General features: G+C 35.2%; 22 protein-coding genes and 3 pseudogenes. 20 read left to right on the top strand and 5 right to left on the bottom strand.

Features of this window, described 5'->3' with window-relative positions; all coding sequences use genetic code 11:
* The first annotated feature begins 198 nt into the window (after window positions 1–198).
* The 7 genes and pseudogenes from B1A98_RS18945 to B1A98_RS20840 all read left to right on the top strand — a co-directional run bounded on the left by B1A98_RS18945 (window position 199) and on the right by B1A98_RS20840 (window position 5,400).
* Window positions 199–435 carry a hypothetical protein gene (locus tag B1A98_RS18945; protein WP_063385872.1) on the top strand — a complete coding sequence of 79 codons (237 nt, stop codon included), beginning with the start codon at window positions 199–201 and terminating at the stop codon, window positions 433–435.
* Between the two features lie 168 nt (window positions 436–603).
* Window positions 604–876 (top strand): annotated as a pseudogene (locus B1A98_RS21030) (hypothetical protein); the annotation flags it as partial.
* A 12-nt stretch (window positions 877–888) separates the two neighbouring features.
* Window positions 889–1,821 carry a hypothetical protein gene (locus B1A98_RS18955; protein ID WP_063385873.1) on the top strand — a complete coding sequence of 311 codons (933 nt, stop codon included), beginning with the start codon at window positions 889–891 and terminating at the stop codon, window positions 1,819–1,821.
* A 383-nt stretch (window positions 1,822–2,204) separates the two neighbouring features.
* Window positions 2,205–2,400: pseudogene (locus B1A98_RS20835) on the top strand (transposase); the annotation flags it as partial.
* 18 nt (window positions 2,401–2,418) lie between these two features.
* Complete coding sequence (locus tag B1A98_RS18965; RefSeq protein ID WP_063385874.1) at window positions 2,419–2,700, top strand: colicin immunity domain-containing protein; 282 nt, start codon at window positions 2,419–2,421, stop codon at window positions 2,698–2,700.
* A 790-nt stretch (window positions 2,701–3,490) separates the two neighbouring features.
* On the top strand, window positions 3,491–4,051 hold the full coding sequence (locus tag B1A98_RS18970) for an SMI1/KNR4 family protein (RefSeq protein ID WP_063385875.1): 561 nt from the start codon (window positions 3,491–3,493) through the stop codon (window positions 4,049–4,051).
* Between the two features lie 620 nt (window positions 4,052–4,671).
* Entirely contained in the window at window positions 4,672–5,400 is a 729-nt protein-coding gene (locus B1A98_RS20840) for a hypothetical protein (protein ID WP_240492521.1), read from the top strand.
* Window positions 5,401–5,525: 125 nt separating this feature from the next.
* On the opposite strand, the gene B1A98_RS21070 is transcribed toward B1A98_RS20840, so the two are convergent.
* Window positions 5,526–5,774 carry a hypothetical protein gene (locus B1A98_RS21070; RefSeq protein WP_063385876.1) on the bottom strand — a complete coding sequence of 83 codons (249 nt, stop codon included), beginning with the start codon at window positions 5,772–5,774 and terminating at the stop codon, window positions 5,526–5,528.
* A 573-nt stretch (window positions 5,775–6,347) separates the two neighbouring features.
* On the opposite strand from B1A98_RS21070, the gene B1A98_RS18985 reads away from it, so the two are divergent.
* Window positions 6,348–6,809, top strand: coding sequence for a CarD family transcriptional regulator (locus B1A98_RS18985; RefSeq protein WP_063385877.1), 462 nt, complete (start codon window positions 6,348–6,350; stop codon window positions 6,807–6,809).
* A gap of 546 nt (window positions 6,810–7,355) precedes the next feature.
* Complete coding sequence (locus B1A98_RS18990) at window positions 7,356–7,520, top strand: BC1881 family protein (RefSeq protein ID WP_041096441.1); 165 nt, start codon at window positions 7,356–7,358, stop codon at window positions 7,518–7,520.
* A 385-nt stretch (window positions 7,521–7,905) separates the two neighbouring features.
* Here the strand turns inward: B1A98_RS18990 and B1A98_RS18995 are convergent, their stop codons facing one another.
* A complete protein-coding gene (locus B1A98_RS18995) occupies window positions 7,906–8,109 on the bottom strand; it encodes a cold-shock protein (protein WP_041096439.1) in 204 nt (67 codons plus the stop codon).
* Window positions 8,110–8,678: 569 nt separating this feature from the next.
* Window positions 8,679–8,831: pseudogene (locus tag B1A98_RS21035) on the bottom strand (hypothetical protein); the annotation flags it as partial.
* Window positions 8,832–9,424: 593 nt separating this feature from the next.
* Here B1A98_RS21035 and desA point away from each other — a divergent pair.
* From desA to B1A98_RS19045, 9 genes are all read left to right on the top strand, one after another.
* On the top strand, window positions 9,425–10,453 hold the full coding sequence (desA, locus tag B1A98_RS19005) for a Delta(5) desaturase DesA (protein ID WP_063385878.1): 1,029 nt from the start codon (window positions 9,425–9,427) through the stop codon (window positions 10,451–10,453).
* Between the two features lie 435 nt (window positions 10,454–10,888).
* Window positions 10,889–11,386, top strand: coding sequence for a P-loop nucleotide/nucleoside kinase family protein (locus B1A98_RS19010; protein WP_063385879.1), 498 nt, complete (start codon window positions 10,889–10,891; stop codon window positions 11,384–11,386).
* A gap of 408 nt (window positions 11,387–11,794) precedes the next feature.
* Complete coding sequence (locus tag B1A98_RS19015; protein WP_063385880.1) at window positions 11,795–12,760, top strand: DUF1700 domain-containing protein; 966 nt, start codon at window positions 11,795–11,797, stop codon at window positions 12,758–12,760.
* A gap of 744 nt (window positions 12,761–13,504) precedes the next feature.
* Window positions 13,505–13,750 (top strand): YfzA family protein, encoded by a 246-nt coding sequence (locus tag B1A98_RS19020; RefSeq protein ID WP_240492523.1) that lies wholly within the window; start codon window positions 13,505–13,507, stop codon window positions 13,748–13,750.
* Between the two features lie 186 nt (window positions 13,751–13,936).
* Window positions 13,937–14,233: a MafI2 family immunity protein gene (locus B1A98_RS19025; RefSeq protein ID WP_063385881.1), complete on the top strand. Its 297-nt coding sequence runs from the start codon at window positions 13,937–13,939 to the stop codon at window positions 14,231–14,233.
* Window positions 14,234–14,425: 192 nt separating this feature from the next.
* Window positions 14,426–14,821 carry a hypothetical protein gene (locus B1A98_RS19030; RefSeq protein WP_063385882.1) on the top strand — a complete coding sequence of 132 codons (396 nt, stop codon included), beginning with the start codon at window positions 14,426–14,428 and terminating at the stop codon, window positions 14,819–14,821.
* A 1,119-nt stretch (window positions 14,822–15,940) separates the two neighbouring features.
* A complete protein-coding gene (locus tag B1A98_RS19035) occupies window positions 15,941–17,773 on the top strand; it encodes a hypothetical protein (protein ID WP_063385883.1) in 1,833 nt (610 codons plus the stop codon).
* Window positions 17,774–18,491: 718 nt separating this feature from the next.
* The gene (gene rsgA, locus B1A98_RS19040) at window positions 18,492–19,583 is read left to right on the top strand and encodes a ribosome small subunit-dependent GTPase A (RefSeq protein WP_063385884.1); all 1,092 of its coding nucleotides are present in this window, start codon (window positions 18,492–18,494) and stop codon (window positions 19,581–19,583) included.
* 236 nt (window positions 19,584–19,819) lie between these two features.
* Entirely contained in the window at window positions 19,820–20,365 is a 546-nt protein-coding gene (locus tag B1A98_RS19045) for a DUF3841 domain-containing protein (RefSeq protein WP_063385885.1), read from the top strand.
* Between the two features lie 72 nt (window positions 20,366–20,437).
* Here B1A98_RS19045 and B1A98_RS19050 read toward each other — a convergent pair whose 3' ends face one another.
* Window positions 20,438–20,866, bottom strand: a complete 429-nt coding sequence (locus B1A98_RS19050) for a type II toxin-antitoxin system HicA family toxin (protein ID WP_063385886.1) — start codon at window positions 20,864–20,866, stop codon at window positions 20,438–20,440.
* Between the two features lie 291 nt (window positions 20,867–21,157).
* Between B1A98_RS19050 and B1A98_RS19055 the strand changes: the two genes are divergently transcribed.
* Window positions 21,158–22,123: an SIR2 family protein gene (locus tag B1A98_RS19055; RefSeq protein WP_063385887.1), complete on the top strand. Its 966-nt coding sequence runs from the start codon at window positions 21,158–21,160 to the stop codon at window positions 22,121–22,123.
* Between the two features lie 22 nt (window positions 22,124–22,145).
* Window positions 22,146–22,418: a hypothetical protein gene (locus B1A98_RS20845; protein ID WP_241536581.1), complete on the top strand. Its 273-nt coding sequence runs from the start codon at window positions 22,146–22,148 to the stop codon at window positions 22,416–22,418.
* Here B1A98_RS20845 and B1A98_RS19060 read toward each other — a convergent pair.
* Window positions 22,371–23,021: IS3 family transposase (locus B1A98_RS19060; RefSeq protein ID WP_125896171.1), on the bottom strand; the 651-nt coding region annotated here is incomplete at its 5' end. The two genes, B1A98_RS20845 and B1A98_RS19060, sit on opposite strands and share 48 nt — an antisense overlap.

Consider the following 23,021-nt stretch of genomic DNA (forward strand, 5'->3'; position numbering starts at 1 on the left):
AAAGTCATCATTATATTTTTTGCCTGCAGGCTTACGTTCCATTTCGGACACATCCTCTCAAAATAATTGTAAGGACTTAATTAAACTGTGTCCATGAAACTATACTAACTCCAATATCTAATAAAAGAAATAAAGGAAATGTTTAAGCATTTTAAATTTAGAGATTTGACTGTGGAACTTTTTAAGGGAGGCAACTGATTGATAATAGACTTTTTTCTTAGTTTAATTATTTTGATGGTTGGAATTTTTGCATTTTGGATGTTTTCTTATGCAACACGGGATAGGTTTTTTAACAGTAAAACCTTTGATTCAGTTAGGCTTATAACTCCATTGCCTACAATCATTAATTTTTGGATCATTAAAGTTTTATTTGTTGTTGGAGGGCTTATATGCGTTGCTGCAGATGTATATGGTATTACTAAGCCATTTCTTTGATAAAAACCTCTAGAATACTAGCCTCCTTCTCATAACACGGATTATTTTCATTAATGAATTGGAGTATTTTTTTAGTTCTTTTTTCTTGGAAGTCTCTAATTGGCTTTCTGTGTACTTAACGAGAAGTATGCTAAAATTAAAAATCGTCCTAAATAGGAGGTACATCATGTAGCCGCACAAACAGCCAAAAGAGCAGCTCCTGCAAGAGAAATCATTGGTAAGGTTGGTATTGGTATACAAGATCAGATAAATTTAATTAGTATTAAGACAGGCATGCATAGAAGACTTCACACGACTCTATACTATAAGACTGTAAATGCTCTCTTTGATATGGCCTATGTTAGCAAGTTTAGTAAATCTACAAATAAATCCTTAGTTGTAGGGACCTTTAAATTGATAAGAACATGGCTAGCAGCTAAAAGTAGCACGATGCCATTTTAAGAGGTGAAAGCATTGCTAGATATGAAGAAGGTAAAAACATTGGGTACAAGCCATTGTTTAGTAATGACAAGTGACTTGAGTGTTTTAGGCCGCGTATCTAATCAAAAAACATTTATTTATATTAATCAAGAGTGGAAATCTCCCATAATATTAGACACACCTAAAAATCCAAGTCAACTAAGATTTGCTCAAAATAATAGTCGTGTAATTATCCAAAACACCTCCGGCAGCATTTATATTTATGAAACAAACCATTTCGATTTACTGAAAAAGATTCAATCTAACAAACATTGCAAGTTAATTGAAGACGGTTTTGTATGTTTAAATGAAAGAAACGTCTTGCTCTGTATTGCAAAAGTTAATTCAAGTGAGCAAATTGTTGCGTTTGATTTAGAGTTAGGCACTTGTCATCCAATCACGAATTTTAATCATTCTCAAATCTACTATAATCAATATGTGGAAAAAGAAAAAGCACATTTGTTTACACTTTGTTTTCATAATCAAACAACAGATTTTGTAGAATATTCGATATTGAAACTGAAAGAGCCGGATTATTCTATTGAGATAATCAGCCCTTCGGAAAATCTTGTTTGGAATGCAGTATTTCTCGACCCTTATACGGGTACTTACGTACTGATAGATGGCAATGAAGTAATCTTACTAAGTTCTGATTTAACAAGAGTTATAAAAAGAATGCGATTACCTGTTCCCAGTATTAACGGGCTTCATCAATATTATAATAAAGCAACTTTATCGAACGATGGAAAATTTTTAGTTATTGCATATAGTGATTGTGTGGCTATTTTGGATAGCCAACAATTAGAGATTAGAACTATAAAAAATCTTCCCTACGCATGCTTTGTGGAATTTAGCAAGTGTGACCAATTTTTACTTATAGGTACTTGGGAGAAAGGTTATATTCTTGAGAATAACCTAATAGAGTAATCTACAAAGAAACATTACAAAAAGCTGGATGGAATCATCATTCGGCTTTTTGTTTATCCATTTTCAAATACTCAGAGGTTCTTAATTACATATAAAGGTCAGCACCAGTGTTGTTATAACCAAGGGCAAAGTAAATTTATTTCATTTTGAAAGGGGCGCCTTTAAAATGGACAATATAGTCGGCTAAAAACATACAAAATCGTCGCCTTAAATTTCGACAGGCATCATAATTAAATGGATTCCTAAAAGGAGGAGGTTTGGAGCGTCTACACTTATCTGGACAGAAAGATTAAGGTCACATACACTTGATCTAAAACAGATGCGGAGCTTCAAACAGGATAAAGCGAGAACGCCATACATTTACAGCCGAGTTCAAAAAGCAAATGGTACAGCTGTACCAAAATGGAAAAACAAAACGAGCTATCATTGATGAATATGACTTGACTCCGTCCTCTCTTGACCGCTGGATTCATCAGGATGAAATCTCCGTTTCTTTTTAAAGAGAAAGATAACCGGTCGCCCGAACAACAGGAGCTTTTAGAACTTCGTAAGGAACTGCAGCAGTTGAGGATGGAAAATCGATAAAGAGGGAAAGAAATGTTTGCTTATAGATATAAAAGATTAATGGAAGATTTTATAGATGAAGTAATTACTGTTGAAGGTTTTGAAGATGCTTATCTAAATGGATTTAAAAATGAGATAGAAAGAATAGACGATACACTGTTCGATATTTTAAACGGAATTTTTGAAGCGATTGATTGTTATTGGCACGAATGTCTTCCAGGACAAGAAATAGCCTTTGAGATATCCGAACAACAACTAAGAAAAGAAGTAAGTGAAGCATTGGTTAAATTAAATAGTTTATTGAATAACCCTTAAACTCTATGCAAGTAACGGGCGCTTTAACGGAATGAGCAGCAAAAAGGATAATATTTTTTAGTTCTGTACTTATGCTGAGGAAAATTTCGCATTAGTTGTCTTTTCCTTTAACCTTGCTAAAGGGGAAGAAAGATATGAAAATTTTAAATTTTTCTTTGCCATTAAGTCAACAAATATCTGGAATTAAAAGAGCCCCCGTGATGAGAGAAAAGGACATCATAGTGCAGATCCCTACCAAAAAACGATTCTTTGTCTCTTAAAACAAAACGTGACGAAAAATTGCATCTTCCATGTGATCTGGAAAAAGGGATATGATAAATCGCTCTCTACGCTGAGAGGCGATATTCTCAAACTACGAAAGAAAGAAAACATTCACGGTAAGAGAAAGATCAAGAAGCTATCAAGGCGCAGGCTTCGCACTTATTTATGGTCCAAGCTGACGTGCAATCCTGAAGAAGAAAAGGCTTTTCAACAAATACTGGATAGATTCAATGAGTTGGAAACAGTCAAAGGCCTTCTTCAATCGTTCCAATCCCTCCTCATGAAGGAACGGTCCCGATCGTCCTACCCTTGAAGAGTGGGTGAAAACAGCTGAACAAACCGGAATCAAAGAAATCCATCAATTTGTCAGGTACCTGTGTTCAGATTAGACAGCTGTTAAGAATGCATTTCTCTATCCGTGGAGCAATGGTTTGGTCGAGGGACACGTAAATGCCGTTGCCGGTGAATTTTCATAGGAGCCAGGTTTCTTCTTGATGAACCAATTACTAATATTAAAGGAGTTGCTAAAATGAGCTTACTTAATCTTACAATGAGTGGGTTAATGGAACGAATTAAAAAGGGAAAGATTCATATTCAACAAGAATTTGGATATATCAGTGAAGTTAAATTTAGATTTAATAATGGAACGAAGGAAAAGAAAATTTTAGAGATGGAAAAGCGGTTAAATATTACTTTTCCGGAAGACTATAAAGAATTTCTTTTTATGCATGATGGGGCGCATTTATTTATTGATGAACAAGTAGGAACTCGTTTTGAATTACTGTCTCTAAATGAAATAAATGAATATAGAAGCTACATGGATTACCCTGATGGCTGGTATCCTATTGCCTATGGTTTTGAAGGTAATACACTCTTGATAAATTCAAATGGTATAAACAAGACTAAAAGAGCAAACGATTATTTGTTTTGGATGGAGGAAGGTGGTCCTTTTGATGATGTTGTTGCTCTTGATATGACCTTTGAGATGTGGCTCGACTATTTCATCGTCTCACAAGGCACTAAGTTTTGGGAATGGAAAATTTATGATAGTGAAAGTTTTTATAAAGCGAATGATTTAGATGAGGATTAAATATGAATTTTGTATATTTAAATCTAGTAGTTTGCTTGTAAGAGCAATAAAGGGTTTATAAATTAGATAAAGAGTAATAAGGTCTGTAAAAGAGAAGGCCAGACCTTCTCTTTTTATATTGACATAAAGTCATATAAAAATATTTGCCCTTTTAATCAAATCTTCCTTCTTGGTTCTTCTAAGTGTAACTAATAAGTGCTGTAAAGGGTTCGTATGAGCTAAAAAAAGGGTAATGAGGCCAAGTTGTCACATCCGACTTTAAAATGGATAATATCTCGGGTTTAAAATTCCCCGTTCATGACAGATAAACGTTATGTACTTTTGATTTTTTAAGGAGTGACGTGATGGTGTTAAGTGAAGGGGAGTTTTTTATGATTCGAGATTTGCATCAGAAAGGCTGGTCTAAACGGCCACTGCTAAAGAAGCAGGATTTGACCGGAAGATAATCAGCAAGTATCTGAAAAGCGGGGAAATCCCAAAAGCAAGGCGAGGAAAAAATGAGGCAGCAAGCTTGATCCGTTCAAGCCTTATTTTCTGTAGCGAATTCAGATTACTATGTCTTTAATGCACGTAAAGATGTTGTAGCATTAAACGATGCATGGGGAAAGGATACGCTCTAAATGGGAACCTTACTTGGCATGGGAAGAAGAGCATTTGATGAAAGTGAGAGAAGAACGATCACAAGAAGATTAGGTGGAAAGTTTAATTTTAACCTACACATTTGCAAAGAAAATAATCATTATCCTTATTTTGATCGAGAGGAAGGGAAATCATTTTATTTTAACGTAGACTGTTTTTTCAATGGTATAGCAACAAAATGCCTCAACGGCTATTTAGCTTGGTTTCATTTCTTAGGTTATGTTAAAAATCGGGGTGACCATGATACAATAAGAAAAATGATTATAGAAAGTTGTTTGTTTCCAATTTTTCACGTAACCTATATATTTGTTTTTTATAAATATACAAAGAGAGGTGACTATATGAGAAAAATAGTAATTGGTATTCTAATAGTCTGTTTATACTGTTTTCCTTTTGTTTATTTTTCAATGCACCAAGATTTTGCTAATGGTTCAATGCTTGGCTATTTAATTATGATTATAGCGACTTCACTTCTTGCTTTCCTCAGCAAACTCTTTAGTGATTCAATATTTCTTATTATTGGTAATATATTATCTGTAATCATTTCATTTTATTTCATCAGCGAGATGACAGGGAACGAACGGTGGGGCGGCTATTTTAAGCCACTAACCCCATACCAATTATTACTCTTTGTTAGTATGTTGAATTTGATTCCTCAGTTCTTTGCTATGAAGTTTGCTAAAAAACATAAAAACAAGGTTAAAGATTAATTTGATTGCGAAGAGTCACTTCTTTGAATGAGAAGTGACTCATTTCTTTAATAAATATCAACAATATACATTAACTAAGTGAAATCAGAAAGTTCTATCTATTAAGGATAGAACTTTCTGAGGTGTCACTTAAAAGAATAGAAAGCTTGATTAGCTATATCATTCAAGAATTTATCAGCTTCATATGGATTTACATTTTTCATTTTCAAAGCTAATTCCACAGTAAATTTACATTGCTCTATGGGAGTTTCAATTCTATGAAGCATGAGTACTGCCGTTATAAGAAATTCTCTGTAGTTTTTGATCGTCCCCTTATAAATGACTTGCCAGCTTTTATTGTATTTCCATTCTTCTACAAAGTCGGCAAAGTACATTTTTTTCAGGAGCTATGTATTCACCGGCTTCAACCTCTGCCTGGAATTTATAAAGTTCTGCTTGAAGAAAATCATACAATTTCTTTTTCCTTTTCCGTCATAACCAAGTTCCACCATAAGGCGAAAAGAATTTTTTCACGTTTTGTGACGCTCGCCATGTTCTTACCTCTTTATTACTATCATTTCGTTTGCTTATGTATATTCCATTAGCGGACGGCTGCAAACAGCATTCTTGCGCTTCAAGCATGGTTCGCCCTAGCTGACAACCTTCTTTTCGCTGCAGCCATTTATCCAGCCGATGAGCGGGAAAGGAAAATTCGACGGTAAAAGTTTTGGCCAATATGTAAATCATTTCTTGTTTCCAACAAAGGAACTCTAATTGCTCCATCATAAAGACAGGAATACAAAACTGCAGGGCAAAGTTATTAGCCTGCTATCCATGATTTGCTTGATTTGATTTTTAAAGAAAAGATTATTGACACAAAAAATAATATCGTGTTATTATTGAATATTTGATAAAAAAACCAATATGTGATAACCTTAAGAAGGTTACCATACATGGAGGTGGATTACATGTTTCAAATTGGCGATAACATTGTTTATCCAATGCACGGAGCAGGTATAATTGAAGCCATAGAAGAAAAAGAATTCTTAGGAGAAAGACAACAGTATTATGTCATAAAAATGTCAATCGGTAATATGCAAGTTATGATACCAACGCATAAAATATTGAGTTCAAGTATACGACCAGTTACTGATATACTTGCATTAAAACAACTCATACACATTTTTCAGCATGGAGAATCAGATAAGTTACTGCCTTGGAAACAAAGGTATAAAATAAACACGAACAAAATAAAAACGGGTGAAATACAAGAAGGTGCTGAAGTTGTACGTGATTTAATGCGTATGAAGAAAGAAAAAGCACTTAATGCAAGCGAAAAAAAAATGTTGGATCATGCATATCAATTTTTGATTAGTGAACTGGAGGTAATTAAAGGAATCACTGAAAATCAAATAAAAGTTTTTTGTTAAGTTTAATTATAGATATGTATTGCATTTAGAAAAAATATCCTGAATTTTTCAATAATAACAGGATTAAAAGTAAATCATTTCAAAGACATTCAACCTTTTCCATTGTTTTAGAACATTACCTCTTTTGTTATTTCTACAATCTAATCCATTTTTATTATTTAAATTTCTTCTGCGAACATTTGAATCTTTATCAAAAAACTCGATAAAGTAGTCACTTGATTTTTGTAATCCTAATTCACACTGGCACGGACAAGGAGCCGTAAGGATGAAAGAGAGGCAGGGCTTTCATTGTTTTAAGGATATCTAAGTGGCTATTTCTGGAGATAAAAACAAACAAACTTACCTTAATCTTTAAGAATTTCTTACACCCACTGCGACAGTGAATAGTAATTGTGTATCTTCTTTTCATAAAAGAGACACGCGAGTTGGTAACATCTAAATATAGGGTCAACGATAGAAAATGACGGAATTTCTAAAACTAGAAACCATTTTTACAACTCATTTAACATAATAAGATTAGACGAAACAATAAGAAGGAGTGGAGATATGAAACACATTCCAACACAAGAATTAAGTAACGAGTTAAAGAAGCGCAAAGGGGTTACTTCTATTAAGGTTGAGTCTTATGAAAAAATTGAAGTTGGGGGAATTCTTGTAGATGGACCAGCTGTTATTTTAATTAATCAAGAGTACCTAAAAATTGTTGAATGAACGAAGAAAAGGGTGATTCTTTACGCAAAGGGATGATCCTTTTTGTTTGCTGCTGCTAATAATAGGATATACATAAATGTCAATAGAAATTGACACTTCGTTTAGCATGACGCTTTTGGCGGTTGGAAAACGTCAGGTAGTGAAAAAAGAAAGAATAAAATGTAGTTGTATTCGAAAAGAAAAATAAATAACTTATATACATTCCGCCTATTGTCAATCCAGTATGTTATACTGTAAACAACCTTTGAAGCTTTAAATCTTTTTCTATTACCTGTACCATTTCCCTACTCGAATGTTGAGTAGGGTTTTTTATTGAGTATTATACAGAGTACATAAAAAAACAGGCTCTTTATATAAAGAGCCTGTTTTTATCAATGATTTAAGATTAAGCAACTTTTTGAACGTTAGCAGCTTGAGCTCCACGAGGACCTTGCTCAACGTCAAACGTTACTTTTTGACCTTCGTCTAAAGATTTGAATCCATCACTTTGGATTGCAGAGAAGTGTACGAATACATCGTCTCCGTTTGCACGTTCGATAAAGCCAAAACCTTTATCTGCATTAAACCATTTAACTGTACCTTGTTCCATTTTTGTTGCCTCCTAGTGCGTTACCGCACATTATATTACTATCCTTGCCCAAAGTATCATCAAGACGAAAAGTCGATATTCATACTATCCTTTACACCGAACAAAAATAATTCTTCTTTATCATAACAGGAAACGGAAAAAACTGCAAATTAATATTATCTTTTTAGTCCTGGCATTATTTGTTCAACGTGTGGATACTAGTGCAGAAGCGGTAAGCAAAACAGAACTGTCAATAATTTTGCGAACTTATAACACGATCTAACATGCCTATTAATAACTATGGTTTGAAAACCCCATGAAAATGAAACACGAGTGTCTTCAAACCTTTTTCTTTGCTTAATAGTACTTCAAAAATAATTTTTACGGTTATTGATGGTTAAAGATTTCTTTAAAAAGCTTAGTTGTTTCTTATTCAAGTACAAGATATTCTGCTTAAAAGCAGGGCTGTTCACTGGTAAAGCTTTGTTTCTGGGGATGTTTCCAAACGGTCACTCATGGTAAATCCTCATTTGCCGAGATATTCATAAAAAATGATATTTGTTCACAAATAATCGGCCTTTTCTTCATTTTCACTTTCCAAAGCCTTTTGAATTAAGAAACTCAAGTTTACCAGTAGTATGGTTTTCTGGCCCTTTATTTTGATACTCAAAAATCAATCCATATTTACGGTAGTATTTCCTTACTTGTATTGTTTGTTCCTGAAACAATCGATGTTTATGATCTAAATAAACCGATCTTTATAGGGGAGCGGGGGAGAGTTTAGCCCAATAAAGAGCTGGGTATAACCTTCATACGCCTTTTGTATCCTGACTGACGCTGCTAATAAAGATTTAATTGAGCCAGAAATTCGCTTTGCATTTCCACTAATTTTACAGTGAGATTGGAAAACTGATTCATTTAACAGTTGTTAAAAGAGATCCTTAGCTGGCGGGAAAGTTAAAACAAAACGAATGACGTCATTCATAAGCAACCTTATATAAAAAAGAGATTCCAAAGAGAGCGATTCTACTTTTTCTAGGGCAGCCATGTTCCGTTCTTTCTAAGATAAAAACAGTCCATAACAAATTATTAGGAAAAAGAATAAAAATTTCTTTAATAAAAAAACAGATTTCAAACAAAACTCTAAAATATGTTAAGAAACTATGGACAATGAAGCCAGGCCTCACTTTGGCAAAGCAAGAAGTAAAGGATTTTTAAGAAAATAGGATAAACATGACGTTTATCATATATGGTGTATGACAGCTGGGACTTCAAAGGCAATAAAGCATTTTCTATACTTAGATTAACAACATCAGGGAAGGTGAAACTTTAAAAAATGAATGAACAGAACCCAAGGGCTTTGAGAAAACTGGTTACCCCTTATGAAAAGTCGGATTTACAAAAAAGCATTTGGCAAATCATTAACACATTGGTACCATTTTTCCTGTTATGGTGTTTGGCATATAAGAGCTTGTCGATGTCTTATTTCCTTACATTAGCGATTTCTGTCGTTGCGGCAGGTTTTTTAGTGAGAACCTTCATTATTTTTCACGATTGCTGCCACTATTCCTTTTTTAAGAACCGAAAGGCGAATCGAATCCTTGGAACAATAACAGGAATCCTGACTCTGCATCCTTTTGACCATTGGGCACACGACCATTCTGTCCATCATGCGACAAGCGGCAATCTGGACAAACGCGGTACAGGTGATATTTGGGTACTGACCGTTGAGGAATATAAAGAAGCTTCAACTAAGACAAAAATAATGTACCGTTTATATAGAAATCCATTTGTTATGTTTATTATTGGTCCGATTTACGTCTTTGGGATTACCAATCGTTTTAATCGTAAAGGGGCAAAACGCAAAGAACGGATGAATACATATGTAACGAATTTGGGGATCGTCGCTTTGGCAGCATTTTTATGTTGGGCTATTGGCTGGCAAAACTTCCTGCTAGTTCAGGCTCCAATTTTTATGATATCGGGATCCCTCGGAGTTTGGATGTTTTATATTCAGCATACGTTTGAGGATTCTTATTTTGAAGAAGATGAGCATTGGGAATATGTAAAAGCAGCAGTTGAAGGCAGCTCTTTTTATAAGCTTCCAAAAGTCATGCAATGGCTAACAGGCAATATCGGTTTCCATCATGTTCATCATTTAAGCCCGAGAGTCCCGAACTATAAGCTTGAAGAAGTGCATAATAATACTGAACCATTGCAAAACGTTCCGACTATTACACTGGCAACAAGCCTTAAGTCATTAAAGTTCCGTCTATGGGATGAAGAAGGCAAAAAATTTGTTGGTTTTAACCACTTAAAAAAAGCTTCTAAAAGCCAAGTATCAACGCGGCTAAGAACGGATTAAATAAATTCCCCTTAATCGATGATTAGGGGAAGTGTATCTTGCATAGTAAGAGTGCAGACTCACGCAACGGTGTTGTGCAGAGTCTGCACTTTTTTAGTGCCAAATGCACTTACGGACTTTACGGTGAGATGCATTTGTAAAAAATAAGGGGAAACGTTATATAAAATTGAAAAAGATAATCGGTATATTGTTAATAACATCAACGCCTCTATACATGTACTTTGTGTTCTGCCAAAAATCGAAAGCGAAGAGGGCGGTTAGTGTGTCACCCTATCCTTATCGAAAAAATTTGTTAAAGAAGGAATATAAATGAAATGGATAGAATAAGTAAATTTGGATATAAATCTTAACGTCTAAATATTAATAAGAGGAGAATGTCTATGGGAACTAACGAAGTAAAAAGTTTAAACTAAAGTAAGCGCGGGGTTAAAAATTATGAAACAATTGGGGACCCTATACTTTTTCTGTGGAAAAATGGGAGCTGGAAAATCAACTAAATCAAAACAATTGGCGATAGATAAACATGCGGTACTGTTGTCTGAGGATGAATGGCTTTCATCTCTTTATCCCGACCAAATTGCCTCATTTGAAGACTATCTAAAATTCTCAGCGCAGCTCAAGCCATTGGTGAAAAAGCATGTCCAAAACATATTAAGTGTCGGTACAGATGTAGTGATGGATTTTCCGGCTAACACTCAAAAACTGCGAAAGTGGTTTTTGGATATGGTGTCAGAGGTCAATGCAAGCCATCAATTAATTTTCCTTAATCTAAATAACGAGCAATGCTTACGTCAAATTGCACAAAGGCGTAACGAACAACCTGAAAGAGCAGCTTTTGACACGGAAGCAGTGTTTATTCAGGTTACTAAACTTTTTGAGGCTCCAGAGGCATCCGAGGGTTTAAATATTTTAGAATTTAGCGGAAAAGAATAACAAGGAGTTCAATGATTCGTTCGTATAGAGTACCTTTTGTTCTGGGAGGTGTCTATATGATATAAAATGAAATGTGAGTAAGAACGGTTTCAATATATATTAAAATCGATGTAACTTTGTGAAGTAGTACACTTCAACTAACGGGGCGTTAGTTGAAGAAGTTTTGAAAAAAAGCCTGAATCAATGATTACTTGGTAATCTACGATACAGGCTTTATCTATGGATAACTAATTGTCCCTATATATTCCTAACTCAGTGCTCCTTTTTTAATGGATCAATTTGAAGCAGCCTTATCTTTCGTAAGCTGGATTTGAGTCAATAATTTGGGCGCAAAAAAGTTAAATAGGATAGTTGTGAATAAATAATTATGAAACAAAGTGAGTTAGAACTTGTAGAGGAGATGAGAAGATGACAATTAGTGCAGAGAGGAAGGCCTTAAAATTGATGAGGTTGCGCAGAATTTGCGGTTATGGTGCCGCGATAGCAGTAACACCTTACCTCCTGATCAAAATCGTATGGACTTTTGGTCTCTTCCTTCCAACCGAGCAAATGGGTGACGCTAGCTGGCGCATTATAAACGCAGTAACCGCCGTTCTCGCTGCGGTTGGTATCCTTCTTGCGCTGGCATTTTGCAGACCATGGGGGGAGCGGCTGCCTGCGTGGTTGGTTGCTCTCCCCATTTGGGTTGGTACCGGCTTGCTCGTTCCCATGCTGTTGATTGCACCGGTTCTGGGCCCTGCAGCTATGATCCGGGATCAAGAAGCAGGTGCCGCCGATTTCTGGGTATACGAGCAGATATTCGTCATGATCTCACTTTTCGGGATCGGCATTTTCCTGCCGCTTGCATTGGCGGGGTATGCAATGGCACGTTGGCCAGAGGCGCTGAGCGGCACAACCGACTACAAGGAGTTGCCGGGCAATACTTTACAACTGCAGATTATCGTGGCTAGGATCGTCGCTGCCGGCTGCATTCTGCTCGGTGTGATCAAGGTGTTTTGGGCGGTTGGCGGCTCTTTCGGCATCGACCCGGCAACCATGGGTGAACGCGATGTGTGGTGGCGCCTGCTGTCATTGAGTACAGGCGTGTGGTCCTTTGCTGGTGCGTGGGGTATACTGGTGGTATCATCCCGCCGTGGGTCGAGGTGGTTTTTACCCCCTATGGCAGCGGCATGGATTTCATCGGGAGCGTTGTTCTCCAACAATCTCTATTCCGCCTTATCTTCAGTTCGACTCGGTGCACCACCCACCCCAGAGTACCCATTAGCATGGTTATTGACCACACAGGCAGGCATCATCTTAGGTGTAATAATGGGGATGGTTATCCTACTGGTGCTGCATGAACGCCGTAGAGCCCTTCAAGATGAGTCCAGCTGAAGTTGATTACACAGAACTAAGGACTATTGGTGTTGTGCAAGAGCTCATTTCGCGTGGAGAAAAGGTAGTGTGCTTTACGACCGAAGATTTTCGAGAGCTAAAATAATGATCAAACTTTTTTATAAAAATTGTATAGGAGCTAGCAAGGAATTAGCCCGTTTTGATAAACCTTTTTCAAAACGGGCTCTTATTATTTAATTTAAAATACGGGTTTGAGGGACATTTTTGATCAAACTTTATTCCAAACCAACAATGAAGCTTATGAAGCTTTGGTATAGAAATTATAATAGTAATTCGAAAAAACACTTCATTGATTCTCATAGATACCAGGCAAGCAAAGCAAAACTCCCACTGCATGTTTCTTCAGTGGGAGTTTTCATTTATTCAATACATCCTCGCCAAAGACTTATCCATCTGCTCTTCATTCGCTTTAACTTCATTGCTATTTACATCATCAACGCCTCTACACGTATACTTTGCGTTCTGCCAAAAGTTAAAAGTGAGGAGGGGGATCATTGTGTTATTATGATGGAAAGTCCTATTTTTATGATTTTCTTCTTAAACTAACGGGGTAGTTGAGTTCAATAACAAAATAAACAATAGAAAAGATGTCGAATTTTTAAACTGATTCCTTAACTTTTCTTATATCAATATAAAATGGTACCTAATGCAGGAAGGGATATTAGTTGGCTGAAAAGCAAAAAAGTGTTCCATTTTTGAAAAAATATCGGGTTTCTCAAATTAGTGTCACAGATAATTTTTATTACATCTGAAACAACAGGATGGTTACCTAATTATAGAGAGATTGATGGAACACTATTTGGGAGAATTACGGAATCGTCAATTTTTATAGAATGGTTTACTTTTTATGAAATACCACAATTAAATTTACTTACTGTCTTTTTTGGCGTCTTCTTTCTTGTGCCTGGAATAATAAGTGCATTAAAAAACGTATTTTCGCCTAGACACTATAGTAATAGCTCTAAATAACCGTGATTAAAAATACATAAGGTTTATTAAAATGAATAAAGTTTGAGAAGAGTTTTACTTAGGCTATTGGGTGCGATACTTCAATAAAGAGGTATCGCATTTTTTATTGGGTCTGAAGGGGCAGGTTAGCTGAATAAGAAATGCTATAATTTATTAGGAGACAATTATTAAACAGAGGTGTTTATTATGGTTCCGGCGATAAATGATTTGATTATTAGTTGCCATTACTCCCTTTTAAGCGCAATACCAAACAAACTAAGAGGGCTAACGGTATCATTAGAAAACGAAACGCTGTATTGGAAAGGCTATTTTGACGGGGAACCAACTGAGGAAGAAAAAGAAATATTAAGCATTGCCTGTACTGAGGTAGTAGCTAATTTCCCCATCATTAAGGTTGTTGAAGAGGAATATTTAAATTATACATGCCCTTTAAAAATGGAAATGCTGCAATTTTGGGCTTTTTTAAGATGGGAACAAAATTAACTTTCATTAAACTAACGGGGCAGGTTAGCTGAATAAGAAATGCTATAATTTATTAGGAGACAAATATTAAACAGAGGTGTTTATTATGGTTCCAGCGATAAATGATTTGATTAATGGTTATTGTGTGCAAAATCATCCATTTTTTGTATAAATATGGACTCTATGATACCATGTGTAAAAAGGAGAATTTATATGAAAAAAACACCATTAATTGTATTATCCGGGGTTTTGGCGATTACCATTTTAGGTGGCTTTGCTACAGATGCAACTGCTCAACCTAAAGAAGAAGTTGAAAAGTTGGTTAATAGTTATTTAACAGCTTTAGAAGAAAAGGATGTATCTTCATTAGTGAAGTATGCGGATGATTTGAGGTTTCCAGATAAAAAGGATCAACAACAAGAGTATTTAGCAATCATTACTGATGAAACTATTACAGGTACTAATCTATTAGGTATTGAAAAAGTAAGTGACACAGAGTTTGAGAGTACTGTAGAAGTTATCAATAGTGGAGGAAGTTTAGATAAACTTACACTTCCTATCAAACAACAAAAAGATGGTTGGAAAATTATCGTGGGTCAGGATCTATAGTAAGTAATTGCATTCGGAAAGCAACACGTAGCACACGAAGAACCCCTTGGAAAGCAAGGGGTTTTTCGTTATAGTAGCTTCTAGCAGGTGATTGAACGCCACATATTGAATGTTTATGTTATATTGAATAAGACATAATGAATAATTGAAAGCAACTAGAGGCGACCTTTTATGACAACCAGACAAGGACAAAATAGTGTCGAACCGATTCGGGATCCCGAAAAGATCTGGATGATGAAGGAGTACTTGCTGCACAAATCATAAAAGTAATTTGAAAAAATCCTTCATTGATTCTCATAGATACCAGGCAAACAAGGCAAAACTCCCACTGCATGTTTCTTCAGTGGAAGTTTTCATTTATTCAATACATCTTCGCCAAAGACTTATCCATTTGCTCCTCGTTGGCTTTCACCTCATGACTATTCACATCATCCACGCCTCGATATGTATACTTTGTGTTCTACCAAAAATCGAAAGCGAAGAGGGCGATCGGTGTATTGTCTTATCCTTGGTGATCATAGTAAGTATCAACAACCTCAGCGAGGCCTACAATTTTCTGTAGGCCCTTCATTATCTAGCAATATAAGCAACATATTATGGCGTGCTGCTATGTTGGTTTAATAGTGTATTGCTATACGCATCTAAATCTTGCATACCGGTATCTTTTCTTATATGCTGTTTAACTTTAGCTATTTGCTGAATGATATCCTTTGATATTTCTTCTACATAATTTACAAAAGTGGTAGGATCAATTACTATTTGTAAAGCTATATTACATGCAATTCGACTCTTCAATAATAATTCTTTGAATTCCTTTGCAACCGATTCATGTATCCAAATCTCTTCTTTACTATAGGTTTCGATTAATTTTTCTAACTTTTCTAGACAAAAAGGTGGCTGCTTATTATTAAGTAATTACATTCAATTCTAAAAGATCAAAGGCGATTAAAGATGTGGTACATTTATTGAACTTCGGAAGCAGTACATTAAATAATAGAGAAGGATATTTTATGCTATGTAATTGTACATGCTAGAATTAAAGAAGGAAAAATAATTGAGAGGCTTAAGACCGGAGTAGTAAAGAGAGTAGCCCAAATTAAAGTTTGGAAGGTGTTGTTTATGCCAGACTGGTCTTATCATCCATTGAAAAAATTTTTACTGGATAAAATAAACCCTAAAACAAGCAGAGAGTTTCTTCATAAATCTATGAGTACAATAGCATCTACTCCTGGCGGTCGAGGTCTTATTGGGTTTTTAGGGCATATGAAACCCTCAAGAGAATTTGAGAAGGAAATTTATCATACTAGATTTCCTTCTCCTATTGGATTAAGCGGCCATATTGATCCTAATTTGTCAGGTATTAAAGCCTTTCAAGAATTGGGATTTGGATTTGTAGAAATAGGGCCAATCGTATTAAACGAACCTAAAAATCAAATGAAACCAAGAAGGGAAAATAGTCATATTTTGTTTTCTAATCATCAAGAGAAAGTTCCTCTCAAGCTAGCGATCAAAAAACTAACAAGCTTGAACATTCGGATTCCCGTATTTGCCAAGATAGATGCACAAGTAAAAAGAAATGAATGGAACATAATTGTACAACATTTAACACCTTTTGTAGATGCTTTTGTCGGAACAAGTGAGCAGGTTATCTCATATGTAGAGGAAAATTTAATATGTTTAGAGCGTTCTTTTTATGTATCTTTTTCTGCTGATGAAATGAACGAAAAAAAATCAGAAATAGGGACATTAATGCAGCATACAAGTATTGGGGGTATTGTCATAGAGGCTCCTCGTCGAATTGAGGGCAACTATTGGCATGAAGTTGCAAATGCAAATGAATGCCTAGCTAAATTGGTAAAACAGGTTAAAGATTTACATCCCGAACTAATGATCATAACTTCTGGTGGAGTGGAGACACCGGAAGAGGCCTGTGCTTTAGTTGGTGCTGGTGCAGATCTGTTAATGCTAACAGATGGGTATGTAAAAGCTGGGCCAGGGTTACCGAAGCGAATTCATGAACGATTATTATATGAAAAAGCCCAACCTATTAAAAATCCAAGCTGGTACTGGTCATTTCTATTTGGTCTCTCTATCTTAATTGGAGGAATCATCGCCTTATATATTGCATTTACAAGTCTTGTCCTCCCTTATGATGAATCGTTTATCGGACTGTCAAAAGCCGATATTTTTCAAATAAATCCGCTCATCTTATCATTTATGTCACATGACAGAATAGCACTAGCTGGAACAATGATATCTGGAGGAATATTGTATATCCAGCTTGCCCGACACGGAATTAAATATAACATGCATTGGGCAAGGATTGCTTTTCATAGTGCAGCAATCGTGGGATTTCTTGGTATTTTTCTTTTTATCGGCTTTGGCTACTTTGATTGGTTACACGGTTTATTTTGGCTGTTCTTATTGCCGATATATTATTTTAGTTTTAGGGAAGGAAAAAGAGTCACGGGTACCCCGTCCTCCATTCATGGAAAGAATGATAAAGCTTGGCAATATGGCCTTTATGGACAACTCATGTTTATTACACTAGGGTTTTTAATATTAGCAGGTGGTATAGTGATCTCTACAATAGGTGCATCCAAAGTTTTTGTGCCAACGGATCTAAGCTTCTTGTGCATGTCATCTCAAATGTTAGATAGTATTAGTGACAATTTGATTCCCCTTATTGCACATGACCGAGCAGGATTTGGCAGTGCCCTTGTAAGTGTTGGTTTGCTCGTTCTAATGCTTTCCTTATGGGGGTTTAGAGAAGGGGAACAATGGGTTTGGAATACCCTTGCTGTCGGAGCATTACCTGCGTTTATAGCGGGGATTGGAACCCATATATATATTGGATATACAACCTTTATACATTTACTTCCCGTTTACTTTTTAGTAATTTTATATGTATTCGGATTAGTATTATCCTATCCTTTCTTAAAAAGGAAATAAGCAACCGTCTCCAAAAATCGATCCAGCTTTCACATAGGATAATGATAGATCTGCAAGAAAATCGACTTAGCATGTAATCACATCCGTTTGCTTGAGAGCAAAGATCTTTGAAGTTAGTCTCATTCATTGAACTTTTAGCCTCCGCTATTTCAAAAAGAACATCATGAAAGAATAAGCAACTAAACCGAGTACTTATTCAATGATTGAAGGCTTTGCCCCACACCTTGTCATCGGTTCAGGTTGATTAAAATCTGAAATTGAGATTATGGATACAGATGGTACATTGTATGAAAAAGTGAACTGAATTCTTAGTTATAAAATGAACTGCCTAATGCATGTTAGGCACCAAACTAACATGCATTGGGCAGTTCACATTAAGAGAGCTTTTTGTGTCCAAATTATTGAATCAAATCCACTCATTAACGAAAACAGATAGGTAAAACAGGAAGGGGATTATTTACGTATATTAAAAATAAGAAATAAAAATCCAAAAGATTCTGAAGTAGTTGAAAAAATTGCTAGAGAAGCATTTTGGGATTTATATTTCCGCGGATGTCATGAGCATTGTGATATAGTAAAGTTTATAAGTAGCGGAAAGGAGATGTTGCATTTATGTTTAGCAACCAAAGCGTTGAGATTGTAGCAAATGGGGAGGTATGTGCAAAATAAATTTATGCATAAAACCTCCCAAAAGTTATGATCTAAACTTTAGGAGGAAATGAAATTGAAAAATATTAATATGAAAAATTTGGGACTTACTGAAGAATCTATACTGGAGTCTAAACAATATAAAGGTCTTTTTATAGGTCGAATTTCTTCACAAACTAAAAATCTATATAAGGTAATCACAGAAGATGGTGAGATTGCAGCTGAAATATCAGGGAAATTCCATTATAGTGTAACAGAACTTTCTGAATATCCTGCTGTTGGAGATTTTGTGATGGTTGACAGAACGGATCATTCACAGGGAAACGGGATTATTCATCATATCCTTACACGGAAAAGCATTTTTGCACGTAAAGTGGCAGGTTCTAAGGAAGATATTCAAATTGTCGCCACAAATATTGATACAATTTTTATATGTATGTCATTGAATAATGATTTTAATCTTCGTAGACTCGAACGTTACCTTTCGATTGCTTGGGACAGTGGCGCCACACCAGTTATTGTACTTACAAAATCAGATGTATGTAAAGAAATAGAGGCAAGACTTAATGAAGTATCTTCTATTGCAATAGGTGTAGATGTGCTTGTTACAACAAGTACTTTAACTGAAGGGTATCAGTCCTTAATGAAATATCTTACCAATGGCAAGACAGTTGCGTTTATAGGATCATCTGGAGTTGGAAAATCAACCTTAATCAATTGCCTGCTCGGTCAAACTATATTAGAGACTAATGGGATAAGAAATGATGACAAGGGCAGACATACAACTACAAGACGTGAACTGATTATGTTGTCAAATTTAGGTGTTGTTATAGACACTCCGGGGATGAGGGAACTAGGGATTATTAGTGCGGATTTAACGAAATCCTTTTCTGATATTGATGAACTTGCTTATGATTGTAGATTTAATGACTGTACACATAAAAATGAGCCAAACTGTGCAGTACAACAAGCTATTGTAGATGGTGTTTTATCAGTTGAAAGGCTAGAGAGCTATTGGAAACTAAAAAAAGAAACTAAATATGAAGGTTTGAATTCTAAAATGATTGAAAAAGAAAAGATCAGTGACATGTTTAGTGGTACGGGCGGCATGAAAAACGCCAGGAAATTCATCAAAGAACAAAATAGAAAAAAAAGAAGATAAAGCCTGAGAAATGTTGGGTATGAAGATTGGGGTAACGGCTCAGTATTGAGCTGTTATCCTATTTTATTCGGTATGATTTCTTTATTGTTTTATAAATGTTAGTGCGATATAAAAAGAAGCTAGAAAAACCACTAAAGAGCTTGAGAATGAGTCTATGAGTAACCCCAATTGGTTCTTACTCAATATGTTGGCTATGAAAAGTATTGATTAAAAAAGCGCACTTAAGAAAAAAGAAAATGAAATTAGAAAAAGGAGAGGAGGCGGAGGTTTTTATGGGAACCTATTGGACCATTCAATCTGCTGAAAAATGGGAGGAAATACAAAGAAAAAGTTACCTTACTGGCAATCCACACTTTATTTATCCAGAATTTATTGAAGCTTACCATTGGATAATGAAAAAGATGAAACAAAAAATCCCTAATTACCAAGGGGAATATCCTGTTTGGCTATGGATTGACAGACCTGACTTAAGAAAAAGTGGTCATTTAAGCCCTAAAGAACGAGGCGTGTTGCTAAAAATTAATATAGAAGAAACGCGAGCTCTTTTTTCAGATTTTGAAGCTTGGCACTTTGTATTGAATAGATGGTACTTTGACCTTGAAAATTTTGAAAGTGACAAAAGCGACTTCTTACAACACGAATTAGAAAAAAGTTGGGAAAAGATTTTTGATATAGACTTTTTAAAACAACATCCAAATTGGGGAGCTAGTGCTGTTCAAGGGGTTACTAACCGTATAGAGCTAAATGAAATTACTTTAATTAAAGAATTTATAGCTAGATAAAAATAAGAAAGAATGCTGAAGCAACGTTTCAGTATTTTTTACAAGTATAAACTTAAGGTACTATAGCAGCTTTTATTTCTTCATGTAAAGGAACGACAAATTTTTTCCATCAGATCCTTTCATAGTAACATGACGACCTTTTTGTCTAACCTCTTTAAAGCCTCCTTTTTTAAGTTTTTTATCAAGTTCTTTCCGGCTAATAGTCTTTGGTGAATTTAATTCTTCCATAACCGCATCTATTACTGCCTGTTTTCCGTATTTCTTCGTTTTATCTGAAGCGGAGACTTCTCGAGTTTTAGATAACCAGCTTCTTTTTCCTGCTGTCTCTTTTTCTTTATTTACTGTTTCTTCTTTCTTGTTGCCTGTTTCATTGGCCTCACTGTTAGGAGCCTTATCCGCAGGTGTTTCAGTAACAGATTCCTCTGTCTTGTCATATTCTTTTGCACCGAAATACGCAGTGCAACCCCCAACTACAAGAGATAACAAAATGATTAGGCCCAAACAGCCCAGACAACCTTTTAAATAAATTCCCCATTTATATTCTCCCTTTCTAGATGTTTAAATGTGAAAAATATTCTCTTCTGTTATTCTATAAATCAATTTGAAATTCTATATCCATGATTCGACAGTTAATGACAATATACCTGAGAGAACTTTATTATAATAGGTATATAGAACTTATTAGGAGTAACGATTATTAGAGAATAAAAATAATCCTCAATGTTAAGAGGATATTTTTATTAATTTGGTAGAACTCACTCGAATTAACAACCCTAAAAGGAGTATAAGTTTATGGATAAGCACTTTATTAAAGCTAGTATTAGAAAGATTAAAGAGGCAAGTGACAATAATAAGTTGGTTGTTTTTGTAGGAGCTGGAGTATCCGCAAATTCGGGAATACCTCTTTGGGGACAATTAATAAGAGACTTTGCTAATGATCTAAATATAGAAATTTCTGAAGGTGATAATTCATTAGAAACTTTCCTGAAAATACCGCAATACTATTATAATGAGCGGGACGAAAAAGAATATTTTGATAAGCTGAATGAAGTTTTTTTGTCAAAAAAGTATAATATTAATCCTATTCACGAAGAAATTTTTAAACTATCGCCCACACACATAGTAACTACTAACTATGATGACCTCTTAGAAAAAGCTGCTATGAAATATGCAGGGTATTATCATACGGTAAGGGAAGACTTTGATTTGCCTTATGATGTGTTAAATAAAATGATTATTAAAATGCACGGTGATTTTAATAAGAAGAACATCGTATTAAAAGAAGATGATTACCTATCTTACTCTACAAATTTCAAGTTGATTGAAAATTACTTAAAATCCTTGATTGCAACAAACGTAGTTTTGTTTATCGGATATTCAGCCAATGATCCAAACTTTAAGCTTATATTTCAATGGGTAAAAGGATTGTTAAAAAGCCACTTTCAACCTGCTTATCTCTTAGAAGTATCAAACAAATCTAAATACATGGAGTTCAATTACTACAAAAACAGAGGAATAAACATACTTTATTATAATGAAGTCGAGCAGAGTGTTAATAAAAATAATCAATTCCCAGAACATAATTTTCGGGGAAATAACTCTTATGATTTTTTAAAGTATATAAATGATTTTTATTCGAGTGATTATTGTGATGATACAGATATAGTATATAACCAGTTGAAGAAATTTGAACGATTTAATTTTATAATCATCGGATTTAATAAAGGCTTTAGGGCTTACCAAGAAAGCTGTTTATGATTATCAGGGGAGAAAAGAATTAATGATTTCTGAAAAGAATAATCCCCTTATCAGAATCTTTAGTGAGCAAGAAGTTATGAAAAATAATGATAAAAAAATAGAGTTGATAATTGAAACTTTAAAAAAGGCAAATATAAATGCGATTACTGATTTTGAAAGGACTATTGTAAATTGGGAAGATAGATCTACAGTAGATGATAAATCAATAAGCAATATCATAGATATAAGGTGGATTGTCAACACTAAATCAGACAACTTTTTTAAGGGACGCCCGTTTGTATTCAATCGGGCTTAAATAGCCTAGCGTCCCATGAATTCGCAGCTTGTTAAACCAGTTGACATAGTCACTGAATTCGAGTGTAAGATGCTCTAAACTATCGAACTTTATTTGTTGGACAAATTCCGTTTTAATAATCTTAAACGTGGCTTCCGCCACAGCATTATCATATGGACAGCCTTTCATGCTTAAAGAGCGGCCAATCTGGAAGACCGCTAACGTTTCATCGATAAGCTGGTTTTTAAACTCGCTGCCACGATCAGTGTGGAATAGCTGGATGTCTCGCAGATCACCTTGAATGGAGGAAAAAGCACGTGCGACAAGATTGGCATCTTTGTTTGGTCCTGTGCTAAAGCCAATGATTTCGCGGTTAAAGAGATCGACAAAGATACATACGTAATGCCATTTATTTTTGACTCTGACGTATGTTAAATCACTGACCACAACTTTTTTCGCTTCCGTCTGCTGAAACTCACGTTTCAATTCATTTGCCTGAGCTGACTCATTACATGGGGCTTTCTGTGGTTTGAACTGTGACACCGTATAGGAAGAAACAAGTCCTTGTTCCTTCATGATACGTCCAATACGCCGCCTGGAGACCGTGAATCCACGTTTGTGTAA

It is taken from the genome of Pseudobacillus badius (assembly GCF_002189605.1).
GTDB classification, from domain to species: Bacteria; Bacillota; Bacilli; order Bacillales; family Domibacillaceae; genus Pseudobacillus; species Pseudobacillus badius.